This window comes from Streptococcus oralis, assembly GCF_019929365.1.
Lineage (GTDB): Bacteria > Bacillota > Bacilli > Lactobacillales > Streptococcaceae > Streptococcus > Streptococcus oralis_BT.
Genome location: NZ_JAHZPH010000003.1, coordinates 212,248 through 238,956, shown reverse-complemented (window position 1 = coordinate 238,956; position 26,709 = coordinate 212,248). Strand labels below are relative to the sequence as shown.

Here is a 26,709-nt window from a genome sequence, read left to right as displayed (position 1 = left end):
TCCTGAGCCAGGATCAAACTCTCATTAAAAGTTTGAGTTCTCACTCATTTCTGTCACTGACAGATTTATTGTTTTTTTCATTGTTCAGTACTATAACCTTTGTTATAGTGCCCTGCACATTGGTTCGTCTTGTTCAGTTTTCAAAGGTCTTTGTCACTCAATTTCTCTCAAGCGACAACTATATTAGTATATCACAGCTGTTGACCTATGTCAACACTTTTTTGAAACTTTTTTTAATTTTTTCATCCCTGCGATACACCCATAGTCCGTACGGGATTCGAACCCGTGTTACCGCCGTGAAAAGGCGGTGTCTTAACCCCTTGACCAACGGACCTTGAGCTTTTCAACTCTTTCTATTATACCTACTTTTTACACTTTGTCAAGGACTTTTTTGCCTATTTTCAGTTTATCTAAAATCACTCAATACCACTCTTAATTCTCCTAGAAGTGCCTTGCGTCCTTTGAAACATTCTCCTCCCATCAGGCGTTCTAGTTGTTCTTGTTTTTCTTTCCCCTGACTTGCCTTGTAATTCTTTAGAAGCTCATGAAAGAGATAATAATCATCCAGTCTCAGGCCTTTTTCTCCTAGGCGATGGCTGATTTCGCTCACCTCCTCATAAGGCTCTTTGTCGAAACGGCGCTTGTGACTTTCCTGTTTACGGATGTAGTCTAGGATGCGATTGCGGAATTTGGTTTTAAAGCAGACATATAGTCGATGACGCTCACCCTCTAGTAACTCTGGATGCTGGTTCACTAGCTCATACAGGCACAGCATCCCCTCCTGATCCCAGTCCTCTTTCTCCCACAGATGTAAATGGTATTCTTTGCGGCACTTATGGACAATCCCTTTACTTTCTTCATACAACTCTTTTAGATTCATAGGCCTCTCCTTTCTGCATTTAGTTTAACAAAATGCACGAACCCATGGTCTATTTCCTCTATTCTATACTTCTTCCTCTCTCAACGGCACATAAAAAGAGAGACAAGGTCTCTCTGGGGTTATTTTTCTTCACTCATTTTTGATTTTACTTCATCATAAGATAGTGCATGAGATTCCTCTTCTACAGTCTCAGGCATTTTTCCTGTTTCGTAAAGAGATTTAATCTGTGTACTATCCAATGTTTCGTATTTCAACAAGGCTTCTGCAATCAACTTGTGGGTTTCACGATTTGATTGAATAATTTCAGCTGCTTTGTTTCGTGCTTCATTTAATAATGAACGCACTTCCTCATCAATCTCATAGGCTGTTTGCTCTGAAATTGATTTTTGAGGACTTTGTGCACCAAACATAGCATGATTACCTTCGTATTGAACTGGACCAAGTTTTTCACTCATACCGTATTCAGTAACCATTGCACGCGCCATCTGTGTAGCTTGTTCAAAGTCATTGGAAGCTCCTGTAGTTTGGACATTAAAGATAATCTCTTCAGCTACACGACCACCCATCAAACCTGCCAATTGCTCTTTCATATCTTCTTTAGAAAGAAGCATTTGGTCTTCTTTAGGAAGTGCAATCATGTATCCGCCTGCACGTCCACGTGGCACAATGGTCACTTTATGAACAACACGAGCATTTGACAAGACTAAACCAACAATTGTATGTCCAGCCTCGTGGTAAGCAACTAATTCACGTTCTCTTTGTGATACTGTTTTATCTTTCTTAGATGGTCCCGCAATCACTCTGTCCTCTGCCTCATCAATATCTGAAGCATCAATGACTGACTTGTTGCGACGGGCAGCAACCAAAGCCGCCTCGTTTAGAACATTTTCCAAGTCAGCACCAACAAAACCTGGGGTTTGTTGGGCAACTAGTTTCAAATCAACATCGTCTGCCAGAGGTTTATTTTTAGCGTGAACTTTCAAGATTGCTTCACGACCTTTAACATCAGGACGACCAACCAAGACTTTTCTATCGAAACGTCCTGGGCGGAGAAGAGCTGGATCTAGAACATCTGAACGGTTCGTCGCAGCGATAACGATGATTCCTTCATTGCCCTCAAAACCATCCATTTCAATCAAGAGTTGGTTCAAGGTTTGTTCACGTTCATCATTTCCTCCACCGAGACCGACACCACGTTGGCGACCAACAGCATCAATTTCATCGATAAAGATGATAGCTGGCGCTGCTTTTTTTGCATCCTCAAAAAGAGAACGAACACGACTTGCACCAACTCCGACAAACATTTCTACAAAGTCAGAACCTGAGATGCTAAAGAATGGAACTCCTGCTTCCCCAGCAACTGCCTTAGCAAGTAAAGTCTTACCTGTCCCTGGAGGTCCCTCCAAAAGAACACCCGCAGGAATACGCGCACCAAGTTTTGTAAATCGTTTTGGATCTTTTAGGAATTCAACAACTTCTACTAATTCTTGTTTTTCTTCCTCGGCACCCGCAACATCTGAGAATCGTACCTTGATATCTTCTTTATTAGCAGCTTTGGCCTTGCTACGTCCAAAACTCATTGGATTTCTACTATTATTTCCTCCCATATTTCCCATCATAGAGAATAGGAAGAAGAAGAGAATAGCAAATGGCACAACAGAAACAAGGATATTGATCCACATACCACTTGAACTCTCATGTTTGACTGTTACCTCAGCCTGATGTTCAGAAGCAAGCTTTTGCAATTCTGAAACTGTTGAATCCGACGGAAGAATGGTACTTGAGAATCTTTCTACTTTTGTAGCAGTAGGAGTGAAAAATTGAATCCCTGTTTCTTCTTTACTAGTCTTAGGATTTTTATAAACACCAGACACCTCAATGATGCTACCATTTGGCTGATAGGTCAATTCTTTTACATTGTCTGCTGTAATTTCTTTTACCAATTCTGTATAGTTAATTTTTTCGCTTCGTCCAGCAGTATTTCCAGAGTAAAAATACTGGAATCCTGTCACAAGGAAGAAGATAATTAACAAGTATAGAAATGGATTTCTAACTAAACCATTATTTTGTTTTTTCATTAAAGATAGATCTTTCTAATTTGAATAAACTTCCTCTTTCAACACTCCAACATAAGGAAGATTACGATAATTTTCTTTGTAGTCCAAACCATAACCTACTACAAACTCATTTGGAATAGTAAAGCAAGTATAATCCGCTTCAATTTCAACAACACGTCCCTCTGGTTTGTCCAACAAAGTCGCAATTTTAACCGAAGCTGCCTCTCTTGCAATAAACATATCTTTCAAATTCTTCAAAGTTTGACCTGTATCGATGATATCCTCTACAAATAAAACATGTCTTCCTTTGATATCTTGAGTCACGTCTTGCTTGATATTGATGACACCACTACTTGCTGTTCCACCATGGTAACTAGATACCATCATGAAGTCCATCTCAATATGCGTATCAATATGTTTGACCAATTCAGCCATAAAAGGAATCGATCCTTTCAAAATTCCAACAAGAATTGGATTTTTCCCCTCATATTCTTTTGTTAGTTGCGCACCTAGCTTTTTAGCTGCTTCTGTAATTTCATCATGTGAAACGAGGATTTTTTCAATATCGTGTTCTAACATCTTTTTACCTATCTATTTTTTCTATATAAAGTACAGTGTTCATTATATCATTTTTCGTGTTTTTACTCAAATCACTGATAGCAATTCCCAAAATTGAGACAATTTCTCCAAATTGCTCAATAATAGGGGTTGTTTTTCGTTTTTCAATAGGGATTTTCAAATCTATAAATAAACGTCTCAGTTTCTTTCGGTGCCCATTCAGGATAAGAACATCGCCAGATTTTCGACATCTAATATATACAGGTGTTTCCCGTGAAACCGTTACTTTTTGAACAGCGTCCCCTTCAACAGGGATACCAAAAGAAAATAAATAACCCATATATCGAACTTGATTTTGATAGTGTAACACAAGTTCATCTTTCTTTTCATCAGCCTGTAGACTGATTTTGCAAACTCGAAAATTCTGATACTCTTTGATCAATTCATAACCATTTTTCAGTGAGTGACGATATTGACTTTTAGTTGCTAAAATCTGTCGAACTTCTGCAAACTGAGCTTTCGTAAGATTTAAGTCAGGAAATTGATTGAGATAGTTCTGAAGCAAGACCCCTTGAGTTTGTTGAGAGTATGAAAAGAGCTCATTCAAATCTTCCACATCAATCTGTTTAGAAAGCTCCGTTATGGCTACTTGGTAATCTGAAATCTCCCTTCCTAAATCTAAAAGGGCGGATTTAAGACGAGGATTTTCTTTTTCAAGTTCTGGTAAATACCTATTTCGAATACGATTGCGAAAATAGGTATTTTCCTGATTTGTTTGATCTTCGAAATGAAAAATTAGTGGAAAATCTTTTTTATGAAAATGCAACAAGGGACGGATGATTTCAATATCATCAACGACTTGACTTTCTTTTATTCCTGTTAAATGACGTAGCCGACTTCCGCGAATGAACCGCATCAAAATCGTTTCAACCTGATCATCCGCATGATGAGCAGTAACCAAGGCTGTCGCTCCAACCTCTTTCATGATTTTCCTAAAAAAATCATAACGAAACTCTCGAGCACGCGCTTCTGAAAAGTCTCCTGAAAAGCTTGTGATATAAATAGGAAGTCCAGCTGCATCAGCTAACTTTCTTAGTTCATTTTCCTCCCAGTCAGACTCACTTCTCTGCTTGTGATTGACATGTGCTAAAATCAACTCAATTCCCAACTCATTTTGATAAGTAGACAATAGCTGGAATAAAAACATCGAATCCAATCCACCAGACAGAGCTAATACGACCTTAGAATGTTTTTTGAAATACTCTTTTTGGAGAAAATGATTTAAAAAATCCTGGTCCTTCATTTTAGAACCTCATAGACATCCTTAGCTATCTTAGCAATGGTGTCATAATCAGAATTTTTAGTGAAAATAGAGAGAATGAAAGGTGAGTCTGTAAAGACAATGGCAGTATCATGTTTGAACTCGTCAGCATCTCCAATTTTATGAGCTACCTTAACCGAAACACCTTTCGCAATTCGTTGGTTATCAAAATTCGTCTTACTTAGAGACTCTAGTACAAAGCCATTCTGATTATAAATAGCTTCCATGACCTTTCCAGCCATTTTTGAAGAAGTTAATTTATCATTCACATCCCAATTTTCACCCATAATAGTAGACATTTTCTCTTTAAAAGCCCCGTCAGATTGATTGGTCACATAATAACCTAAAATATTATGAGCAACATTGTCAGACTCCTTTGTTATCTTGGTAATTAGCTGTTGGAGACTGTAATCTTTGTTGTCTCCTGTTTTAGGTAAACTACCACTACCTTCTGGTTTATAGGATCCGGGAAAGCTATTTACCTCTGGGATATACTTGAAGTTACTGTTCAGCGTATATTCCCCTTGATTTATCTTATCTTGAGCGTAATAAAGATAGGCTAGCTTCAAGATGCTAGCTGCATAGAGTTTGCTGTCTTCATTCACCCCAGCTTCTTTTCCTGTACTCAGCTGTTTAACATAAATAGAATAATTTTCATTCTGATAGTTGCTTGACAAGACTTCTTGAACCTTCTGGATACGATTATCTTCTTCTGAGACGAACTCTTTTGATACCCACCCAATTTGATCAATATGAAGAAATTCTTGTCCCTCAGCAAAGAGGGTTCTATCCACTGTTACGCGTTGATAGGGAGAGAGGAATGAAGAAATTTCTTTAGCACCATAAGGACTGTTATAGATGACAAAACCCGAGTCCAACCATACTTGTCTATTTTGAGTTTGAACTTGACTTTGATCATAGACCAAGCGCTTATCTGCAACGATAAACTGATGATTATCTAATTTAAAAACAGGAATACCTTGTCTATTCAAACGCCATTCTACGATTTTAAAGGTGGTTCCAGGAGTCAATTTTCCAGACTCCTTAATCAAATCCTCATTTGCATAGATAGCCGTTTCTCTATAAACCATTGGCGATTCAAGGGTTTCTTTATAGTAGAATCCATGATCAGACTCAGTTAGATAATAAATTTCTTGTGAAGAGTAAGGAAGCTGTTTTTCTGTGCTAACTACTCTTGAAGTTATGATAAAAACAGATAGTAGCGATAACACTACTAAGAACTTACGCATTCTTCCCTTCCCTTTCTTCTTGTAATCGTAATAAATGATTTTTAGTTGCTAATTCCTCTAATTTTTCATCTGATAAACTTAAAAACTGCTCAACAACTTCTAATAAATTTTCCATGACATTACCTCGGAAGCAAATCAGGAATGGTATAAATTGCTTCTCGTTTCTTTGAGTAATAGTACTTGGCGCGTGCATATTTTGCTACATAGTCTTCATCTTTCAACTTTGCAGCAAAAGCAGATTCCTTATCCTTTTCATCACTAAGAGTTTGGTACTGCTCTTTCAACTCTGTCAATTGCTGGCGGCGTTGCAGTAACTGATCATAGCTTTGAGCCAAGTTATAAGTTGGTAAAATAAACAACAAGATCATCAAAATAAGGACCCAACCCATAAAGCGATTTCGTTTTTGTCTCTCTTTCATCAGGTAACGACGACGTTGATGTTCATTTTGAATAAAAGAATTATTCATCTGTACAATATTTTTAGACATTTTCTTCTACCCGTGTTTCACTGAGAATTTCGTACATGCCTGCTGCATCTTCTTTTTTTGTACTATCTTTCATCTCTAGTACTTTAATAAGCAACAACTTATTTCCAAAGCGAATTTCAACTTGGTCATCAACTTTTAAATCCGTTGAACTTTTGGCCAAGATTCCGTTCACCTTGATTCTACCTTTATCTGCTACTTCTTTTGCGACCGTGCGACGCTTAATAATTCGTGATACTTTTAAATACTTGTCTAATCTCATTTTTATTACCTCAAATTATTATTGTACCATTTTTATCCCTTTTATAGAAGAAAAACGTCAAAGAGAATTAGCTTCCTTTGATTCTTTTATCTCTAATAAATTTTCTCCAAAAATCAGCAGACCTTCTAAAATTTCATAATCCTTCTTGTTTCGGACATCAAATACGACTTCCATTAATCCCTTATTCTCAGCTATAGCTGCCTTTAAGTTCGTTGCGGATAAGGCTTTAAAATAATCTTGAGCCAAGAACAGTCGTTGAGTAACTTTTTCAAATTGAACTGTAATCTTATTTTCTTTTCTCTCCACACGTTCTACAAAGACCTTATCCAAGTATGATTTGACCAAACCAATCTCTAAAAGATAGGCTACTACGTCTGGATATTCTCCAAAGCGGTCCATCAATTCTTCTTGTAATTCTTCATAGTTGACACGGTTGTCAATTTGACGAATTTTCTTGTAAATCTCAATTTTATGTCGTTGATCAGAAATATAAGTGTCAGGAAGATAGGCATCGATTTGTAAAATCAACTCAGCATTTCCTTTGGTTCTTGTATTCCCATTGCCGTTACGTTTAGCAATAGCTTCCTCTAATAACTGCGAATACAATTCAAAACCAACAGAATCAATGAAACCAGACTGCGATTTTCCTAATAGATTTCCTGCACCACGAATCGAAAGATCTCGCATCGCAATCTTAAATCCAGAGCCCAATTCTGTAAATCCCTTAATCGCTTCTAATCTCTTTTCAGAGACTTCACTGATTGATTTTTCTGGACGATACATAAGATAGGCATAAGCAATGCGATTGCTACGACCGACTCTTCCTCTTAATTGATACAAGGTTGACAAGCCCATATGATCTGCATTTTCAATAAATAAGGTATTGGCGTTTGGAATGTCCACTCCTGTTTCAATAATAGTAGTTGTCACCAAAATATCATACTGACCTTCAATAAAGTCCAGTAGAGTATTTTCTAACTGAATTTCACTCATTTGTCCATGAACATACCCAATAGAAGCCTCTGGAATCAACTCCTGTAATTCTGAGACCTTCTGGTCAATCGTGTCAACTTTATTGTAAAGATAGTAAACTTGACCTCCACGCTCCATTTCACGCAAGACAGCATCACGAATCACACTATCATTCTTCTCCAATACATAGGTTTGAACAGGATAGCGATTGGTTGGAGGAGTTTCAATAACAGACAAATCTCGGATTCCCAGCATAGACATATGAAGAGTACGAGGAATCGGCGTTGCTGTCAAGGTTAGAACATCTACTTGTTTTTTCAGTTCTTTCAAAGTTTCCTTATGCTTGACACCAAATCGTTGTTCCTCATCAATAATCATCAAGCCCAAATCTGAAAACACAACATCTTTTGACAAAACACGATGCGTTCCAATCAAAATATCGACTTGACCATTCTTTAATTTTTCAAGTGTCTCTGCCTGCTCTTTTTTACTTCTAAAGCGACTCAACACATCAATATTAACAGCAAAATTTTGGAATCGTTCCTTAAAATTCGTATAGTGCTGTTGCGCTAAAACCGTCGTTGGAACTAGAACGACCACCTGTTTGTGATCATTGACCGCCTTAAAGGCTGCACGCATTGCAACTTCAGTCTTTCCAAAACCAACATCCCCAACTAAAAGTCGATCCATGGGATGAGAATCCTGCATATCTCTCTTGATTTCCTCAATACTACGAAGTTGATCATCCGTTTCAACATAAGGGAAGGCATCATCAAAAGCATGTTGATCTTCATCATCAGCTGAGAAAGCAAAACCCTTCAACTGACTACGTTCAGAATAGAGTTTAATTAAATCGTCAGCTATATCCTCTACCTGGTTCTTAACTTTTTGCTTGGCCTTTTTAAAATGCCCGTCATTTAATTTATTAAGTTTTGGCGCTTTCCCATCACTTGAAACATATTTGGACAGTAACTGAATCTGCTCTACTGGGATGGAGATTTGATCCCCATTTTGATATTGAACACTGACATAATCACGGTGAATCCCTTTGATTTCAATTGTTTCAATTCCTAGATATTGACCAATTCCATGGATATGGTGAACAACGTAGTCCCCTTTTTCAAGTTCATTATAATCTTTTAATCGCTCTGCATTTGAAGCATGTTGTCTTCTAAAACGACGTTTTAATTTCTTTTGAAAAATCTCATGTTCAGTAATCAGGAGAATTTTTTCATCTACAAAATGAAAACCATGTCTTAGATTACCCTCAATCAAGTTTACAGATTCTTTACAGATACTTGACTTATCTCTGGAATCCAATTTGATCTGGTATTCCTCTAAAACATCCTCCAATGTTTTACTTCCCATTGAATTGCTAGACTGCAAAACAATGGTGTAGTCCATTTTTTTATATCGCTCAATTTCTTCTTTAAGAAAAGAAAATTGATTGAAAAACTCCTGCATAGGATATTGATTAAATTGATAAATGTGATCAAACTTGAGATTTCCTAAACCCTTTTGAAGATTAGAGAAAAAGGTAACTGGACTTTGTTTTTTATAGGTTTGCTCTGTATCTGCAAAATACTGCATCCCAGAAAATGATTTACCATTCTGTAAATCTTCTGTAAAGTATTGCGCTAATTCTCTTTCAAAGGCTTCATACTGATTCATCAATTTTTGATAGTCATCAAAGAATACTGGCGTGTCTTTTTCAATATAATCAAATACAGTCCATGTTTTATCATAACATAAGGACAAAAACTTTCGACTATCTGAATGTACTTGTTTTTGATGAAAACTTGACAAAATCTCTTCCAAATATGATTTTAAAATTGGTGATAAGATCTTCGAAATTTGCTTTTCTAAAGCTGACTGACCTCGTAAATAGTCACTTTCTTTTAAAAGTATATCACTAGCTGGAAAGATGGTTAGTTCTGTTTGATTTTCCTTCGATAATTGTGTCTCGACTTCAAAAGTACGAATGCCATCAACTTCATCACCAAAAAACTCAATTCGGAAAGGTTCTAACTGAGACATCTCAAAAATATCTAAAATATCTCCTCGAATACTAAACTCACCTTGGGTCTGTACTTGAGTAACTTTTCGATAACCGATTTCCTTTAATTTGTGAAGAAGGTCATGTTGGTCATATTCTTCACCAACTGCAATCCTTATAATACTTTCTTTAAATTCAGTTGGAGAAGGTAAAATCAATCGACTTGCTGCGATATTACAAACTAAAATCCCTTTCTTAGACGGATCACTCAAAAAACGCAAGGCTTCAACTCTCGAAATGATTTTTTCTTGTGAAGACATCAAAAACTCTACCATAGGAGAGTCGTCTACCAAAAATGGATAGACAAATTCCTCTCCTAAGATAGAAAGAAGATCACTGATAATTCGTTCTGCTTCTCCATAAGTTGATGTCAGTAACACAATCTTATTTTCTTTTTCTAGACTGCTTGCAATTACAAGAGCTTTGGTAGACGTTGATAAACCAAGTATTAGTTGTCTTTTCTTATCTATCAGATTTTGATGCCATTTTTTTATCTGGTCATTTTCTGAGAATAAATCTAATAAAGTCACCATTTATCCATTATACCTCTGCATCGTTTTCTCAAAGTTTTTCTCTTGTAAATAGTAATTTACAGCATCGTCAACCTTGTCAATTGACTGTAAAATACCTACATAGTCATCTTGATCAAACTTACTTAAAACATGGTGAACAACTGACATGCCTTTTTTGGGTCTTCCAATACCTATTTTAACACGGTTAAATACCTGAGTCCCTATATGTTGAATAATAGACTTGATACCATTATGCCCACCTGCTGAGCCCTTTGCTCTTAAACGAATTTTTCCGACTTCCATGTCAAGGTCGTCGTAAATAACGAGTAAATCTTCAATATCCAAACCATAGTAAGTCAATAAAGCATGAACTGCTTTTCCACTTTCATTCATAAATGTTGTTGGTTTGACGAGATAAATTTTTTCTCCATTGAAGAAAAAAGATGCTAGGTCAGCTTGAAATATCTTGTCATGTGTAAAGGTGACATTTTGTTTTTTAGCTAGTTGGTCAATCAACATAAAGCCAACATTGTGCTTGGTTTCAAAATATTTATCCCCTGGATTTCCCAATCCTACAAGTAATTTAGTCATTTATTTTCCTTTCAAAAGCCAAAAGGGTTGGAATTTTTTTTCCAACCTAATTGACACTATTTATTAAATGTTATTAGACATTAAAGCGGAATTCCATGATATCGCCATCTTGAACGATATATTCTTTTCCTTCTTCACGCAAGCGTCCAGCTTCTTTTACAGCCTTTTCAGATCCGTATTTCACTAAATCCTCATATGACATGGTCACTGCACGAATAAAACCTTTTTCAAAGTCTGAGTGGATAATACCAGCTGCTTGAGGAGCCTTCATCCCACGCTTAAAGGTCCAAGCACGGACTTCTTTTTCACCAGCTGTAAAGTAAGTTCCGAGTCCAAGCAAGTGGTAAGCTGCACGAGTCAACTTATCAACACCTGATTCTGTCAAGCCAAGTGCTTCAAGAAACTCTTGCTTATCTTCATCGTCTAACTCAGAAATTTCTTCTTCAGCACGCGCAGAAATAACTACTACCTCTGCATTTTCTGTCGCTGCAAATTCTCGAATTTGTTTAACATAGTCGATAGAATCTGGATCTGAAACTACATCCTCATCCACATTGGCAACATAAAGAACTGGTTTAGTCGTCAAAAGGAAGAGACCTTTGACAACCTTTTGTTCTTCATCTGTAAATTCAATAGTACGTGCTGATTTTCCATCTTCAAGAACAGGTTTAATCTTTTGAAGAACGTTAAACTCTGCTACGGATTCCTTATCTTTTTGCGTACGTGCCATCTTTTCTACACGCGCATAACGCTTATTGACTGATTCTAAGTCAGCAAGAATCAACTCCAGGTTAATGGTATCAATATCTGCAAGTGGATCCACAAAAGCATCCTCACGTCCTTGCTCGCGCATAACATTTTCATCATCAAAAGCACGAACTACGTGAACAATCGCATCTACTTCACGAATATTGGCCAAGAATTTATTCCCTAGCCCTTCTCCTTTTGAAGCTCCTTTTACAATCCCTGCAATATCTGTAAATTCAAAGGTTGTTGGTACTGTCTTTTTAGGTGTGATCATTTCAGTTAGTTTTTGTAGGCGTTCATCCGGAACTTCTACCATTCCTACGTTTGGATCAATAGTCGCAAATGGATAGTTTGCAGCCTCTGCTCCTGCTTTTGTAATTGCATTAAAAAGGGTTGATTTACCAACGTTTGGCAAACCAACGATACCTGCTGTTAAAGACATAGTTTCTCATTCTCCGTTCTCATTTCAATCCCTAACATTATAACACAAAAAGGGAAAACTTGCTAACTCTCTAACTAAGGATTCTTAGTCAATAATCTTATTCATTTTTCGTTCAAAATCATAGCGACTCATCATGACAAGGTGGTCACAATTGCTACATTTGATTTTGATATCTGCCCCTACACGTGTAATTTCCCAACGATTGGCTTTTTTACCTGTTGATTTAATTGTGCAAGCATGTGGTTTTTTCATCTCAACAAAATTTCCAACTTGATACATACTACTCTCCTTTTCTTTTTTGATTATATCATAAAAGAGGCGAGCCAAGCTCAACCTCTTTTACTTAATTTGTACGAACTGGTGTAATGAGCTGCATGAAATCTTCGTCAGTATCTGCTGGCACAAGAGTAAATGGACGAACAGCTGAGATAAAGCTAATGGTCACTTTTTCACTATTTAAAGCCTTGAGGGAATCAATCAAGTAAGTTGGGTTGAAACTAATAGTCAAATCGTCTCCAGTCACCTGCTCAGTATCGATTTCTTCGTTTACTTTACCAACTTCTGGAGAGTGAACATGGGCACTAACAACTCCACCTTTAATTTCAAGCTTCACAGTACCATTTTGAGTCGCACTTGATAAGAGGCGAGCACGCTCCATAGATTGACGCAAATTAACCACATCAAAAGTAATTGTAGTGTTAAAGTCTGTTGGAATCAAACGATCCGTATCAGGATAGTTTCCTTCTAGGAGACGAGTATAGAAGCTAATATTTTCGCTTCTAAAGAGGATTTGATTATTTGCAAAGAAAATCTCCACTGTTTCAATATCATCCGTAAATACAGCTGAAAATTCGCGTAGAGAACGACTAGGAATCACCACATCGAAATCATCTCCATTTTTTTCAAGAGTCAATTTTTTCTGGCTAAGGCGATGAGAGTCTGTTGCAACTGTTTTTAGTTCCTTGTGTTGGCTCAATACGAAGTGAACACCTGTTAAAATTGGACGACTTTCTTGCGTACTTGCAGCAAAAGCTGTTTCATTGATAATTTTCTTGAGTAGTTTGGTTTCAAGAACCAAAGGAGTGCTTGCTGAAATTTCTTGGATTCGTGGATATTGTTCGCTATCTTTTCCTTTTAGGGTGATTTCTGATTTTCCACTTGTTAAGACAATTTGTTTTTGTTCAATTTCTTTGAAATCTAGCGTTACATCTGGAAGACTAGATACAACATTGATAAAGAAAGAAGCTTCAAGAAGAATCGAACCTAAGGAAGTAATCAAAAGACCTGCATCTTCATTCTTTTGAGAAATGAAATTTTCAATGGAAATTTGACCATTTGATCCAATTAAAGTAATTCCTTCATTGGTAACATCAATTTTGATGGTTGATAAAATTGGAATAGCATTTTTGGAGCTAATTGCTCGTTTTGTGGTATTTAGGGCTTGTAGAAATAAATTTTTATTAATTGAAAAATGAATCATGGATTCTCCTTTATTTATTTTTAGTATTAGAAGGATAATAGAAATAATAGAGTGTGTGAATTCTGTGGAAAACTGATTTCTATTTAATGACTTCAAGCTTTTTAGCTTGTTTAAAAAATGTGGATAAAAAAGATAAGAAAGGAAAAGTTATCCACAAACTATTTAATTTTCTTTTTGATTGCTTCGATTTCTAAGCGTAAATTATCGTCTTCGTCAATCAAGGATTTAATTTTAGCATGGGCATGAATAACGGTGGTGTGATCCTTTCCTCCGAATTCTTTTCCGATTTTTGGAAGACTATTATCTGTCAGTTCTCTAGCTAGATACATGGCCACTTGACGCGCCAAAACGATATTTTGAACTCGTCTCGTCCCCTTCATTTCTTTGACACTCACTCCATAAAAATTACCAACTTCAGTTTGGATTTTGTCAATTGGAATGACTAGCAGTTGGCTAACATCTTGTTTGCGAGCTCTGATAGCTTCAGCAGCGATATCAATAGTGATGTCTTTAATCTTCTTTACTCTGGCAATTAAAGTGATATCGTTGATCGCTCCTTCAAGTTCTCGAACATTTGAATCGAATTGACCTGCTAGGTATTCTAGTGTATCGCTTTGAAAATTATAGTCCAAATGTTCCGTTTTACTCTGAAGAATGGCGATACGTGTCTCAAAGTCAGGTGGTGTGATATTTTGAGTCAAGCCCCAGCTAAAGCGCGTGACAAGTCTTTCCTCAAGGCCCTCTAAATGTTTAGGACTTCGGTCACTAGTCAGAACGATTTGTTTTTGATTGCTATGAAGAGCATTGAAGGTATTGAAAAATTCTTCTTGAGTTGCAACTTTTTTGCCACTGAGAGATTGGATATCATCAATCAGCAAGAGATCAAGACTTCGGTAAGTTTTTTTAAATTTTTCCATTTCCCCAAGCCTCAGATGCTCAAGAAAGTCGTTGATAAAACTTTCAGCAGGAATATACTTAACCCGAGCTTCAGGAATATTTTTTAGAATTTCATTTCCGATAGCATTCAGTAAGTGGGTTTTCCCTAGTCCAGGACCACCATAAATGAAAAGGGGATTATAAGTCAAGGCGAGATCTTCGGAAACAGCCAGAGCAGCAGACTTAGCCCAGATATTCCCATCTCCTTGAATAAAGTTATCAAAGGTATATTTTTCCTTCAATCCTGTTTCAGAATATGGAATAGCAAGATTGGCCTGTGAAGCAACATAATGATTGCTATTTTCAGAATCCATGACATAGGTTGAAGATTCTTCCTCAGGCTTTGTTAAGACAAATTGAGTTTTTATTTCAGTATCATAAACTTCAAAACCAGCAGCCACAATGATATCTTTGAGTTGTTTTTTCCAAACCATTTCCATTTCAGGTCTAGGTAAAAAGATAGTAGCTACATTTCCCTCCACTTTTATGAGTTCAGCAGGTGTGGCGTAGAAATCGTACATAGAACGTGTCAATCTTTCTTGAGCTAATTCCAAGATTTGATTCCAAAATTGTTTTTCTTTCACCGATTATCCCCTCCTTTGCTATATTTGATGTAAAAAGGTTTACTGTTAGACTTATTTTACCATAGATGCTACCATTTTTCCACAATCTGTGGAAAAGAATCCACAATGTTTATATTTTTTATCCACAGATTGGGGATAAATAGCAAAAACCTTGATTTAGTAAGTCTTTTGTTAAAAAAATTAGTGGATAAAATTGTTGATTAAGAAAATAAAAGAACAGCCTTATTTCAGGCTGTTGATAATTCTGTCATATTCTTCTTGACTTGAAAAAGAAATAATAACCTTTCCAGTATCTTTTTTAGAAAGTTTGATTTCTACATTTAATCCAAGTAGTTTTTTTAATTTATCTTCCTCATCTTTGATGAAAGAATCACTTTTTTTCTGCTTCTTTTGTTTTTTCTCTGTCAGCAGTGTTTCTAACTTTCTCACAGAGATGTCTTCATTTTTAATTAGTTGAAAAAAATAGTCTTGCTGCTCTTTATTCAAACCAACTAGTGAACGTGCATGAGCTTGAGAAATTTTTCCATTTTCTACTTCAGATAAGATGTGCTCTGGTAGGGAAAGCAAACGAATAAAATTAGTGATATAAGGACGAGATTTCCCCATTTTATCCGCTATCTCAGTGTGAGTAAATCCTTTTTCTACCAAAGATTCGTAGGCGCGTGCCTCTTCAACTGGATTCAAGTTTTCTCTCTGTAAATTCTCAATGATAGACTGGATCATCATTTCCTGATCTGAGAGGTGTTTCACAACGGCTGGAATAGAAGTGAGACCAGCTAAGAGAGAAGCCCGATATCGTCTCTCTCCTGCAAGGATTTCATAACCAATTACAGGAGATTGACGAACGATGATGGGTTGGATGACCCCATTTTCTTTGATTGACTCAGCCAATTCCCTTAGTTTATCTGCATTAAATTCTTTTCGAGGTTGATAGGGATTTTTTTGTATTTCTGAGATAGAAATCATTTCAAATTTTTCCATGATTCTACACTAACATATCTTTTATTATATGTAAAGTTTTCTTTACACTGATGTCAATTAAGATTCTAAATCACTTGTACTTTTATCTAGCTTAACAGTTGTAGTCTCCTCTTTCCCATTTCGATAGTAGGTGATTTTAATGGTGTCTCCGATAGAATGGTTGTAAAGAGCACTCTGTAAATCTGTTGACGAAGAAATATCCTTGTCGTCAACTTTGGTAATAACGTCGTATTTTTCAAGGTGACCAGATGCAGGCATATTACTTTGAACAGATTTTACCACTACACCAGAAGTTACGCTACTTGGAATATTGAGTTTTCTAAGATCACTAGCTCCGATATTAGCTAAATTAACCATTTGAATTCCAAGAGCAGGGCGAGTCACTTTACCGTCACTTTCAAGCTGTTTAATAATATTTTGAGCATCATTTGATGGGATTGCAAAACCAAGACCTTCGACAGAGGTTCCACCATTACTTGCAATTTTACTTGATGTAATCCCGATAACTTGACCTTGAATGTTTATAAGTGGACCACCAGAGTTACCAGGGTTAATGGCAGTATCTGTCTGAATAGCTTTTGTAGAAATGGCTTGACCATCTTGAGATTTTAGAGAGACATTTCGATTGAGACTTGAAATGATTCCTTGGGTAACTGTATTGGCATATTCGGATCCTAGAGGACTACCAATTGCGATTGCAGTCTCACCAACATTTAGTTTGCTAGAATCTCCAAATTCTGCTACGGTTGTGACTTTTTCTGAAGAAATTTTTACGACAGCAATATCAGAGAACGTATCAGAACCGACAATTTCACCAGGAACTTTTGTACCGTCTGCTAAACGGATATCGACTTTTGAAGCTCCATTGATAACGTGAGTATTTGTTACAAGATAGGCATCTTTGTCGTTCTTTTTATAGATAACCCCTGAACCTTCACTTGCTACCTGTTGAGAGTCGGTATCCGTATCTGTCTCGTCATTTCCAAAAACACTATTTTGCCGATTTGCTGAATAAGTGATGACCGACACAACAGCATCTTTTACCTTGTTAACGGCCTGAGTTGTTGCATTTTCATTTTTGTAGGAAGTCTGAGTAACAGTGTTTGTAGTGTTATTTGCGGCTTGACTTACTTGTTTTTGATAAAGTTGCAGTGTCACAAAACTTCCCAGGGCACCACTCAAAAATCCTATCAGAATGATGATAAGAAAGGTAACTCCTTTTTTGTAAAATTTTTGTAAGTGTTTCATAAACGCCTCCGTTTGTTTTTTATTTGATTAAAGTATAAATCTATTAACTTAATTCAAGCTTAAAGGTAGAAGTTTTACACAAGTTGTGGATAACTTACGTTATTCTGTGAATTTGCTTGTTTTCCTATATAATTTTTTGTGAATAAGATGTGAAATGAAGTGTGAATATGTTAGAATAGAAGAATGAAAATAAAAATTGTAACAGTTGGAAAACTGAAGGAAAAATACCTTAAAGATGGTATTGCTGAATATACTAAACGAATTTCACGTTTCGCCACTGTAGAAATCATTGAGCTAGCTGATGAAAAAACTCCAGATAAGGCAAGTGAGTCAGAAAATCACAAAATATTAGAAATAGAGGGAAATCGAATTCTTTCTAAAGTTGGAGAAAGAGATTTTGTTATTGTGTTGGCAATTGAAGGAAAAACTCTCTCTTCAGAAGAATTCAGTAAACAGCTGGAACAGGCTTCTATAAAGGGATTTTCTACCCTTACATTTATTATTGGTGGAAGTTTGGGACTATCCCCTTCTGTGAAGCATCGAGCTAATCTCTCTGTTAGTTTTGGGCGTTTAACTTTACCACATCAGTTAATGAGATTAGTCCTTGTTGAACAAATTTATCGTGCTTTTACCATTCAGCAGGGATCCCCCTATCATAAATAGAAGATTGACTTACTTCTTGTTTTTTGATAGAATGGTCATGTTAGGTCTCATAGCTCAGCTGGATAGAGCATTCGCCTTCTAAGCGAACGGTCGCAGGTTCGAATCCTGCTGGGATCAGTACATTAGAGAAGAAGCTGGGATTACTCCCAGCTTTTTTCTTAAAAAAGTGCATTTCAGGTACAAAAATGTACAGTTGGGAAGAATTTTTTCTTACATGGTCTTCATTTTGTATAATAGGTGTGTAAGTTAACTTACAAGAAAAACAATACAGGAGATTTTATTATGAAAAACACAGTTAAATTGGAACAATTTAAAGAAGTAACAGAGGCAGAATTGCAGGAGATTCAAGGTGGGGAATGGAGAATTCCAGACGTAATACGTAGTCTTCTTTTTCAAAAAAGAAAATAATTAAAAATTAGGGTAGGAAATAATGAATTTATTCGGATTGACAATAGTTATTCTAGGTCTTTTTATTCTTAGCAGAAGTTATGAATGGATTTGTAAAACAACTATAAAAGAATTATATGTGTTCAGTATTTGGCTATTTATATTACAGTTAGTAGTTGAATTTTTCTTTTATTTTGTATCTTTACATGGATTAGGGGGAGAGAAATTTTTATTCCCTTTAGTGATATATGGTTATTTAAGAGGATTAAAGAAATATGATAAGTATAAAGGAATTTTTATTAGTTTATTAATTTCTCTTTTATATCACACTACCCATACATTCATATCGGTAACTTTATCCTCTATAACAGGAGATCAATTAGCATTACAACATGAAGATCTTTTCTTTTTGGTAGTTTTGTTATTAACCTATTTTATAATTAAAAAAATTATCACCTATTTCAACCTAGAACTTAAATATTTTGACAAAGACTATCTCTATTCTTTTTTGAAAAAAGTGCTATATGCATTTATCTTCCTACATATCGTCTCTTTTATTTCAGATATCGTGAGTACTATTTCTCATTTAAATAGTTTTGGAAGTATTTTATCATCCGTAGTTTTTGTTGGACTCCTTTTAACCTTCTTTGCAATGAACTCTTACAAGGTTCAAGTTGAAAAAGACATTGCTTTGAAGCAGAAGAAATTCGAACAAAAACATTTACAAACCTATACAGATGAAATTGTTGGATTGTATAATGAAATTCGAGGTTTTCGTCATGACTATGCAGGTATGCTTGTCAGCATGCAAATGGCAATTGACAGTGGAGATTTACAAGAAATTGACAGGATTTACAATGAAGTTTTAGTAAAAGCGAATCAAAAATTGCGTTCAGAGAAATATACTTACTTTGATTTGAATAATATAGAAGATTCAGCTTTACGTAGTTTGATTGCTCAATCCATTGTCTATGCACGAAACAATGATGTAGAGTTTACATTGGAAGTAAAGGATGTTATTACGAAATTGTCAATGGATTTACTTGATCTTGTTCGTATCATGAGCATTTTATTAAATAATGCTGTTAAAGGTGCTGCAGATAGTTACTTGAAACAAATGGAAGTTGCAGTCATTAAAATGGATTTTGAAACAGTTATAGTCATCCAGAATTCATGTAAAATTACTATGACGCCTTCAGAGGACCTATTTGCTTTAGGTTTCTCTACCAAGGGAAGAAATAGAGGTCTCGGACTTAATAGTGTCAAAGAGATTTTAGATAAGTATGACAACATTATGTTAGAAACAGAGATGGAAGACAACACATTTAGACAAATTATTAGATTTAAGAGGGAATTTGAATGAAAGTATTAATTTTAGAAGATGTTATTGAGCATCAAGTGAGACTTGAGAGAATATTGAATGAAATCTCTGAGGAATCAAATATTCCTATTTCTTACAAGACAACAGGAAAAGTTCGTGAGTTTAAGGAATATATCGAAAATGATGAAGTAAATCAGCTTTATTTCCTAGATATCGATATTCACGGGATTGAGAAAAAGGGATTTGAAGTGGCACAGTTTATCCGTCATCACAATCCCTATGCTATTATTGTCTTTATTACTAGTCGATCTGAATTTGCTACTTTAACTTATAAATACCAGGTATCAGCCTTAGATTTTGTTGATAAAGACATCAATGATGAATTGTTTAAAAAACGTATCGAGCAGAGTATTTTTTACACTAAGAGCATGTTGCTTGAAAACGAAGATGTTGTAGACTATTTTGATTATAACTATAAGGGAAATGATTTGAAAATCCCTTACCATGATATTTTGTATATCGAAACAACAGGTGTTTCTCATAAACTGCGAATTATTGGTAAGAATTTTGCCAAAGAGTTCTACGGAACAATGACAGATATTCAAGAAAAGGACAAACATACCCAGCGATTTTATTCTCCTCATAAATCTTTCCTAATCAATATTGGAAATGTGAGAGAAATTGATCGAAAGAATCTAGAAGTTGTCTTTTATGAAGATCATCGCTGCCCCATCACTCGTTTAAAAGTCCGCAAACTAAAAGATATTCTAGAGAAAAAATCTAAAAAGTGATTGACAATTAGTAAGAAATTGATATAATGGTTATATCTGCTACAAATAGATGGTTCGTTGGTCAAGGGGTTAAGACACCGCCTTTTCACGGCGGTAACACGGGTTCGAATCCCGTACGGACTATTTTATCCGCCATAGCTCAGTTGGTAGTAGCGCATGACTGTTAATCATGATGTCGTAGGTTCGAGTCCTACTGGCGGAGTCAGATAAAAAGAACACCTGATGGTGTTCTTTTTATTCTTAGTTTGTATCACCTAGCATTTTCATAAGGAAGTCTGTCATTTCTTGCGGACTTTCTTTTTTTCCGTGGGCAATCCAAGTCTGGCAAACACCAAATAGGGCATTTGTTAGATAAATACTGCTGTATTCGAGTTCAATTGGATTTAGTTGTAGTTGCATAAAGCGTTTTTGAAGGTCAGTGCTGAGCATAATATGAAGCTTATTTCTCAAGAAATTTTGGATTTCTTTTGTACCATTTTCAGATAAGAGTGCAGCCAAGAGTGGCTCAGACTCTAAATATTCAAATACTTCTAAAATAGCATCTCTTTTATAGTGAGCATGTTTTTGGAAAATATACTCAAAGGTATGAAAGAGCTTACTTTGGTAATGCTCAATCATATCATACTTATCCTTGTAGTGAGTGTAAAAGCTGGAACGACTGATTCCGGCTTTTTCTGCTAACTTGACAGTAGAAATTTGATCAAAGGGTTGGTCCATCAATAATTGAACCATGGCATTTTCGATAATTCGTTTTGTTTTTAAACGTTTGTTACTTTCTTTCATACTTCCTCCTTGTATACAAAAATAGACGATGTGTCTAAAAAAAGTATTTTTTACCTTGTAATTTGGATTTTTTGATGTATAATCTATTATATCAAAAATTTAGACAATATGTTTAAAAAAGGAGAAAATATGTTTAAAGAATGGAAAGCAATATTTAAAAAACCGACCTTTATCATTGTAATGATAGGGATTTCTCTCATTCCAGCTCTATACAACATTATATTTTTATCATCTATGTGGGATCCGTATGGTCAATTATCAGAATTACCTGTAGCAGTTGTCAATAATGATAAAGAAGCTTCCTATAACGGTAATACCATGGCTATAGGAAAAGACATGGTGTCAAATTTAAAAGAAAATAAAAGCTTAGATTTTCATTTCGTAGATGAAGATGAAGGAAAGAAGGGATTGGAAGATGGCAATTACTATATGGTAGTGACTTTACCAAGTGATTTATCTGAAAAAGCAGCTTCTATTTTAACGAATCATCCAGAGCAAATGCAAATCGATTATCAGACTTCAAGTGGTCATAGTTTTATTGCTAGCAAGATGAGCGATTCTGCGATGACACAATTGAAGCAGAATGTTTCTACCAATGTAACCGAGACCTATACTAAAGCTTTATTTGATAAGATGGTCGAATTAAAGGATGGTATGAGTCAAGCGGCTTCTGGTAGTGAAAAATTAACTGATGGAGCGAATCAGTTAGTGACAGGAAGTCAAACATTGACTACTAACCTACACTCTTTAGCAGATTCAAGTTTAACATTTTCAAATGGAACGGAGCAGTTTACTAAAGGATTATCCTCTTATGTCTCTGGTGTTGAACAACTTCATCTTGGCTTAGGGAATTTTAATAGTGGTTTAGTTACATATACTGGTGCAGTGAGTCAATTAGATAGGGGATTAGGTCAATTATCTTCTAAAAGTCCTGAATTAGTAAGAGGAATCAATCAGTTATATACTGGTGTAGAATCCTATACTGGCGGTGTTTCTCAGCTTAATGCTGGTCTTAATCAATTTTCATCTGGTGTTAGTGTCTACACCAATGGAGTGGGAAGTCTTGCAACAGGTGCTAATCAGTTATCTAATCAATCAGCTACACTTCGAATGGGGGTGGAGCAATTAAGTGAAGGGATTCAACAACTTTCTAGCAAGTTAGATGCTTCGTCTGGGAAAAAAGATCAAATTAATCAATTATCTTCTGGTCTGAATCAGTTAAATCAAGCTATTCAAAATATTGATGTTGGAGATACAAAACAATTAGATTCTGGTTTATCAAGTATAGTATCTCTTTCTAATCAAATGTTAGCAAGTGCTCAGTCTGATAAAGCAGCTACATTAGCAAATATTCAATCGACAGCAGCTTATCAATCCTTGACAAGTGAGCAACAAGCTGAGATAAGTGCTTCTGTATCTCAAAATTCGACTGATAGTATTCAATCGGCTCAGTCAATTATAGCTTTAGTACAAGGTTTACAGGGAAGTTTAGAAAACTTACAAAATCAATCTTCAAATCTTTCGACGTTAAAAAATCAAGCTAATCAAGTATTACCTATTGCTTCTACTTCTTTGACAGGATTGTCAAGTGGATTAACAGAAATACAGGGAGCAGTGACGAGTAAATTAGTTCCTGCTAGTCAGTCGATTGCATCAGGTGTAAATGCATATACTGCAGGTGTTGATAAAGTTTCTCAGGGCGCAAGTCAACTAAGTGAAAAGAATTCCACCTTGACAGGTAGTTTGGATCAACTAGTTTCAGGCTCAAACACCTTGACACAAAAATCTTCTAGCTTGACAGCAGGAGTTGGTCAATTAGTTGAAAAAACTCCAGAATTAGTATCTGGTATTGAAAAATTATCAACTGGCTCTAACCAATTGAATCAAAAGAGTCAAGAATTAATGGCAGGAGTTGATAAATTACAATCAGGATCTGGTCAATTAGCAGACAAATCCAGTCAGTTACTTTCAGGTGCTTCTCAATTAGAGAATGGAGTTAATAAATTGGCAGATGGATCTGGGAAACTTGCAGAAGGTGGAACAAAGTTAACTTCTGGATTGGAAGATTTACAGGCAGGAGTTGCTTCTTTAGGACAAGGACTAGGTAATGCTAGTGATCAACTCAAATCAGCATCAACAGAATCTAAAAATGCAGAGATTTTGTCAAATCCACTCAATCTTTCAAAAATAGACAATGATCAAGTTCCTGTAAATGGGATTGCTATGGCTCCTTATATGATATCAGTCGCTCTCTTTGTCGCTGCATTATCAACAAATATGATTTTTGCTAAATTACCTTCAGGTCGTCATCCTGAAACTCGCTGGGCTTGGTTCAAATCTCGCTTTGAGATAAATGGAGTTATAGCTGTTTTAGCCGCTGTCTTAGTCTATGGTGGCGTTCATCTTATTGGTCTAACAGCAAATCATGAAATGAGAACCTTGTTCTTAATTATTATCGCAAGCTTAACATTTATGTCTATGGTAACTGCATTAACAACATGGAATAGCCGTATAGGAGCTTTCTTTTCTCTTATTTTGCTTTTATTACAGTTAGCATCAAGTGCAGGTACCTATCCACTTGCTTTGACAAATAATTTCTTTAGAGCTATTAATCCTTGGTTACCAATGAGTTATTCGGTTTCTGGATTACGACAAACAATTTCTATGACAGGAAATATTCATCAACAAGTCATTTTCCTTATTATAATACTAGTTTTCTTTACTGCTTTAGGTATGCTAGCTTATCAACCTAAGAAAATGGAAGAAGATTAAAAAGATTGACCAATTCCTTGGTCAATCTTTTTATGTCTTAGATAAATTTCGTATGTGATTATAGATCCCAAAAAGAAGAAGGGCAGTTAGTGAGCAGGCTGCTCCAATAACAAAACCATTGGGGATAAAGGAAAGTGTAATGGTGCCTTTTCCCTTTGGAACATCAACTTTCATAAAACCAGTTTGAGCCTGCTTGATTTCAAGTTTTTTCCCATCTTGGTATGCAGACCAACCTTTGTCATAAGGAATAGTGAAGAAAATAGAGGTATCTTGTTTTACTTCATATGTAGCAAAGACTTTATTTTTAAAGGTGGATACTTCTACAGGTTGTTCTTTAATTTTTTGAATTGCCTCAGTAAGAGCCTGAGTATCTAAACGATAGAAGGTTGGAGATTCAAATGACACCTGAGAATTTTCAGGGAAACTAACACTGATATTGAAAGCTTTCTGTTCTTCAGTATAACCCAAATTAAAGAAATTAAAGGCATTGTCAGTTGTAAAAGTCTTTTTTTCACCATTGACAAGGATGTCAACTTTCTTTTGCTTATCATTTGTAAAATGAAGATTTGAAAAAGAGAGATAGACTTGGCTATTTTGAGGAACCTCAATTTGATAATCAATCTTTGCATCTTCATTCGCAGAACCTGTGATGCTCGTTAAACCATCTGAAGTATCTGTTTTATCAGATGCTATTTGGGAGAAGTAATCTAAGTTGAGATTAGCAAGCTGGTTTATAAATAAAGCCTGATTATCCAGAGTATGATTATTAAAGTTTACATCTGTGTAAATAGATTGAGTAGCAAAGACAATGGGTAAAGAGAGTTGATTTTTATATAAGGTTAAATGATCCTTTTGATAAATCTCTTGAAAGCCATACTTATCAAGTGAATTTTCAGAAATATTGTACTGGATTCCAAATAAACTATCTGCTAAAAGACTATTATTTGCATAACGGAGATTGAGGTTGGTTCCAGAGGATTTGAATCCCAGTTTATCCAAACTAGTGCTAGCTGAACGATTTCGTACAGACGAAAATTGAGAGATTCCATTGTAGTTAAATTTCATACTGTCATTCCCAGTCTGAATTTGCAGTTTTTCAGTACGTGTAAATGGATTGTCAATTTGGTTTAGAATGGATTCCATAGCGGTGATATCTCTATTATAGGCGCTACGAGAAGCAAAGGCCCATTCTTTAGCTATTCCTTCCATTTGAGATGAAGCATTTAAGCTTATCTCAACTGTTATAAATAAAGACAAAAGAATTGCAAATAGATTTATAGAGATAAATTTTCTAATGACTGCAAGAAGTAAAAGAGCATAAACTAGTAGAAATTCAAGAGTGAGTAGGATATTCAAATCAGTTAAAAAAGAATAGTGTGATTTAAAGTATACAGTAGCCAAAAATCCTGTCAGTACAAGAAAAAGTGAGACAAATAGATTCCAGAGTTTCAGTTCTTTTAGGCGATTTAAGACTTCTGCTGCAGTATAAATTAACAGAGTAGAAAAGATCCAAGCATAGCGATGCAAAAACATATTTGGGGTATGCATCCCTTGCCAAAATAGATCAAGTGCCTCTATGTAAAAGCTTGTTATTAAAAAAGTAAAGAAAATTGCATAGGTAAGTTTCACGTGAAACCTTATGGATTTTATTGTGAAAAATAGAATGGTTAAAATAAAGGGAAGCAATCCAACAAAAATCATTGGTATAGATCCATACTTAGTTGTATCAAAAGATCCAATGAATTGTTTTGCGAAAATATCCAGATACCAGCTACTATCTGTTTTTAATTTTGTGATGGCAGTTAACTTTTCCCCATGAGTTTGTAAATCAAACAGTGTAGGAAGAGTCATAATCAAACTAGCCATTCCTGCTAAAAAGGAGGTAACAACAAAATCAAGAAAAGATGATTTTCGAGTTTTAAAGTCCCAAGAAATTTGGCAGAAATACCAAAAAATAAGGAACAATGCTGTCATATATCCAAAATAATAATTTTGAATAAATAAGATTGACAAGCTTGTAAAGTATAGTAGGCGCTTCTTTTGTGTTATAAGTAGGTGTAAACCGGTTATAATTAAAGGAATCAAGATAAAAACATCTAACCAGGTTTTTATCTCTAACTGACTGACAGTAAAGCTCATCAGAGCATAAGAAGTAGATAAGGCCAGTTTTAAAGATTTCGGAATATCTTTAAATAATCTATTTAGACTAAAGAAGGTTGACAGACCAATCAATCCAAATTTTAATAGAGTTGTTAGATAAACAGCATCTGGCATATTCGACAGATTAAAAAAGTAAACCAGAGGTGAGAGAAAACTACCCAAGTAATAACTAGATAGAGCATAGAAATTCAGTCCGAGGCCACTTGTAAAGGTGTAAAACAAACTACCATTTCCATGTAAAATATTTCGTAAAGCCACATCAAAAATAACGTATTGATGGAAACCATCTCCTAATAGTGGAGATGTATCGCTATTCCAGTAGATACCTTGAGATAAATATACTCCAGACATAATCACTACAGGAATGATGAAAGAAATAAAATAGGTCCAATATGTTTTAAAAAATGATTTCATGTTACCTCGTGGAATGATAGAAAACTCAGTTGGTTAACCCAACTGAGTTTTGAAGT

Annotated in this window: 23 protein-coding genes and 4 tRNA genes; 8 read left to right on the top strand and 19 right to left on the bottom strand. The window is 35.5% G+C overall.

The features are described 5' to 3' along the window. Positions 1-262: 262 nt before the first annotated feature. The 17 genes from K1I53_RS06265 to K1I53_RS06190 form a co-directional block, all read right to left on the bottom strand. Positions 263-334: transfer RNA gene (locus K1I53_RS06265), tRNA-Glu, on the bottom strand. A 72-nt stretch (positions 335-406) separates the two neighbouring features. After that, positions 407-880: a sigma-70 family RNA polymerase sigma factor gene (locus tag K1I53_RS06260; protein ID WP_223328763.1), complete on the bottom strand. Its 474-nt coding sequence runs from the start codon at positions 878-880 to the stop codon at positions 407-409. Between the two features lie 119 nt (positions 881-999). Continuing rightward, complete coding sequence (gene ftsH / locus K1I53_RS06255; RefSeq protein ID WP_061418814.1) at positions 1,000-2,958, bottom strand: ATP-dependent zinc metalloprotease FtsH; 1,959 nt, start codon at positions 2,956-2,958, stop codon at positions 1,000-1,002. A 15-nt stretch (positions 2,959-2,973) separates the two neighbouring features. Then, positions 2,974-3,516 (bottom strand): hypoxanthine phosphoribosyltransferase, encoded by a 543-nt coding sequence (gene hpt / locus K1I53_RS06250; protein WP_223328762.1) that lies wholly within the window; start codon positions 3,514-3,516, stop codon positions 2,974-2,976. A gap of 4 nt (positions 3,517-3,520) precedes the next feature. After that, positions 3,521-4,798: a tRNA lysidine(34) synthetase TilS gene (gene tilS / locus K1I53_RS06245; protein ID WP_223328761.1), complete on the bottom strand. Its 1,278-nt coding sequence runs from the start codon at positions 4,796-4,798 to the stop codon at positions 3,521-3,523. After that, positions 4,795-6,066 carry a serine hydrolase gene (locus tag K1I53_RS06240; RefSeq protein ID WP_223328760.1) on the bottom strand — a complete coding sequence of 424 codons (1,272 nt, stop codon included), beginning with the start codon at positions 6,064-6,066 and terminating at the stop codon, positions 4,795-4,797. The genes tilS and K1I53_RS06240 overlap by 4 nt, the downstream gene beginning before the upstream one ends. Continuing rightward, positions 6,059-6,181, bottom strand: coding sequence for an SP_0009 family protein (locus K1I53_RS09330; RefSeq protein ID WP_000429345.1), 123 nt, complete (start codon positions 6,179-6,181; stop codon positions 6,059-6,061). The genes K1I53_RS06240 and K1I53_RS09330 overlap by 8 nt, the downstream gene beginning before the upstream one ends. A 4-nt stretch (positions 6,182-6,185) precedes the next feature. Further along, positions 6,186-6,554, bottom strand: coding sequence for a septum formation initiator family protein (locus tag K1I53_RS06235; RefSeq protein WP_000041922.1), 369 nt, complete (start codon positions 6,552-6,554; stop codon positions 6,186-6,188). Next, complete coding sequence (locus K1I53_RS06230) at positions 6,547-6,813, bottom strand: RNA-binding S4 domain-containing protein (protein WP_223328759.1); 267 nt, start codon at positions 6,811-6,813, stop codon at positions 6,547-6,549. The genes K1I53_RS06235 and K1I53_RS06230 overlap by 8 nt, the downstream gene beginning before the upstream one ends. A gap of 57 nt (positions 6,814-6,870) precedes the next feature. Beyond that, positions 6,871-10,374: a transcription-repair coupling factor gene (mfd, locus tag K1I53_RS06225; RefSeq protein ID WP_223328758.1), complete on the bottom strand. Its 3,504-nt coding sequence runs from the start codon at positions 10,372-10,374 to the stop codon at positions 6,871-6,873. Next, entirely contained in the window at positions 10,375-10,944 is a 570-nt protein-coding gene (gene pth / locus K1I53_RS06220) for an aminoacyl-tRNA hydrolase (RefSeq protein WP_000163921.1), read from the bottom strand. Between the two features lie 73 nt (positions 10,945-11,017). Continuing rightward, positions 11,018-12,133, bottom strand: a complete 1,116-nt coding sequence (gene ychF / locus K1I53_RS06215; protein WP_223328757.1) for a redox-regulated ATPase YchF — start codon at positions 12,131-12,133, stop codon at positions 11,018-11,020. 84 nt (positions 12,134-12,217) lie between these two features. Further along, the gene (locus K1I53_RS06210) at positions 12,218-12,412 is read right to left on the bottom strand and encodes a DUF951 domain-containing protein (protein WP_000285184.1); all 195 of its coding nucleotides are present in this window, start codon (positions 12,410-12,412) and stop codon (positions 12,218-12,220) included. Between the two features lie 64 nt (positions 12,413-12,476). Continuing rightward, positions 12,477-13,613 (bottom strand): DNA polymerase III subunit beta, encoded by a 1,137-nt coding sequence (dnaN, locus tag K1I53_RS06205; protein ID WP_000581146.1) that lies wholly within the window; start codon positions 13,611-13,613, stop codon positions 12,477-12,479. A 158-nt stretch (positions 13,614-13,771) separates the two neighbouring features. After that, positions 13,772-15,133, bottom strand: a complete 1,362-nt coding sequence (gene dnaA / locus K1I53_RS06200) for a chromosomal replication initiator protein DnaA (protein WP_000660603.1) — start codon at positions 15,131-15,133, stop codon at positions 13,772-13,774. Between the two features lie 222 nt (positions 15,134-15,355). After that, on the bottom strand, positions 15,356-16,114 hold the full coding sequence (locus tag K1I53_RS06195; protein WP_093586312.1) for a ParB/RepB/Spo0J family partition protein: 759 nt from the start codon (positions 16,112-16,114) through the stop codon (positions 15,356-15,358). Between the two features lie 57 nt (positions 16,115-16,171). Further along, on the bottom strand, positions 16,172-17,362 hold the full coding sequence (locus K1I53_RS06190; RefSeq protein ID WP_223328756.1) for a S1C family serine protease: 1,191 nt from the start codon (positions 17,360-17,362) through the stop codon (positions 16,172-16,174). A 183-nt stretch (positions 17,363-17,545) separates the two neighbouring features. On the opposite strand from K1I53_RS06190, the gene rlmH reads away from it, so the two are divergent. The 7 genes from rlmH to K1I53_RS06155 all read left to right on the top strand — a co-directional run bounded on the left by rlmH (position 17,546) and on the right by K1I53_RS06155 (position 20,726). Beyond that, entirely contained in the window at positions 17,546-18,025 is a 480-nt protein-coding gene (rlmH, locus tag K1I53_RS06185; RefSeq protein ID WP_223328755.1) for a 23S rRNA (pseudouridine(1915)-N(3))-methyltransferase RlmH, read from the top strand. A gap of 43 nt (positions 18,026-18,068) precedes the next feature. Continuing rightward, positions 18,069-18,142 (top strand) — tRNA-Arg (locus K1I53_RS06180). Positions 18,143-18,307: 165 nt separating this feature from the next. Beyond that, entirely contained in the window at positions 18,308-18,433 is a 126-nt protein-coding gene (gene comC, locus K1I53_RS06175) for a competence-stimulating peptide ComC (RefSeq protein ID WP_223328754.1), read from the top strand. A 22-nt stretch (positions 18,434-18,455) separates the two neighbouring features. Beyond that, positions 18,456-19,775, top strand: coding sequence for a competence system sensor histidine kinase ComD (gene comD / locus K1I53_RS06170; RefSeq protein ID WP_223328753.1), 1,320 nt, complete (start codon positions 18,456-18,458; stop codon positions 19,773-19,775). After that, complete coding sequence (comE, locus tag K1I53_RS06165; RefSeq protein ID WP_000866080.1) at positions 19,772-20,524, top strand: competence system response regulator transcription factor ComE; 753 nt, start codon at positions 19,772-19,774, stop codon at positions 20,522-20,524. The genes comD and comE overlap by 4 nt, the downstream gene beginning before the upstream one ends. Before the next feature lie 51 nt (positions 20,525-20,575). Beyond that, positions 20,576-20,647 (top strand) — tRNA-Glu (locus K1I53_RS06160). Between the two features lie 5 nt (positions 20,648-20,652). Then, a tRNA-Asn gene (locus K1I53_RS06155) sits at positions 20,653-20,726 on the top strand. A 38-nt stretch (positions 20,727-20,764) separates the two neighbouring features. Here K1I53_RS06155 and K1I53_RS06150 read toward each other — a convergent pair. After that, positions 20,765-21,307 carry a TetR/AcrR family transcriptional regulator gene (locus tag K1I53_RS06150; protein ID WP_223328752.1) on the bottom strand — a complete coding sequence of 181 codons (543 nt, stop codon included), beginning with the start codon at positions 21,305-21,307 and terminating at the stop codon, positions 20,765-20,767. Positions 21,308-21,436: 129 nt separating this feature from the next. On the opposite strand from K1I53_RS06150, the gene K1I53_RS06145 reads away from it, so the two are divergent. Next, positions 21,437-24,079 (top strand): YhgE/Pip domain-containing protein, encoded by a 2,643-nt coding sequence (locus tag K1I53_RS06145; RefSeq protein WP_223328751.1) that lies wholly within the window; start codon positions 21,437-21,439, stop codon positions 24,077-24,079. Positions 24,080-24,109: 30 nt separating this feature from the next. Here K1I53_RS06145 and K1I53_RS06140 read toward each other — a convergent pair whose 3' ends face one another. After that, positions 24,110-26,653 (bottom strand): YfhO family protein, encoded by a 2,544-nt coding sequence (locus tag K1I53_RS06140; RefSeq protein WP_223328750.1) that lies wholly within the window; start codon positions 26,651-26,653, stop codon positions 24,110-24,112. Positions 26,654-26,709 lie beyond the last annotated feature (56 nt).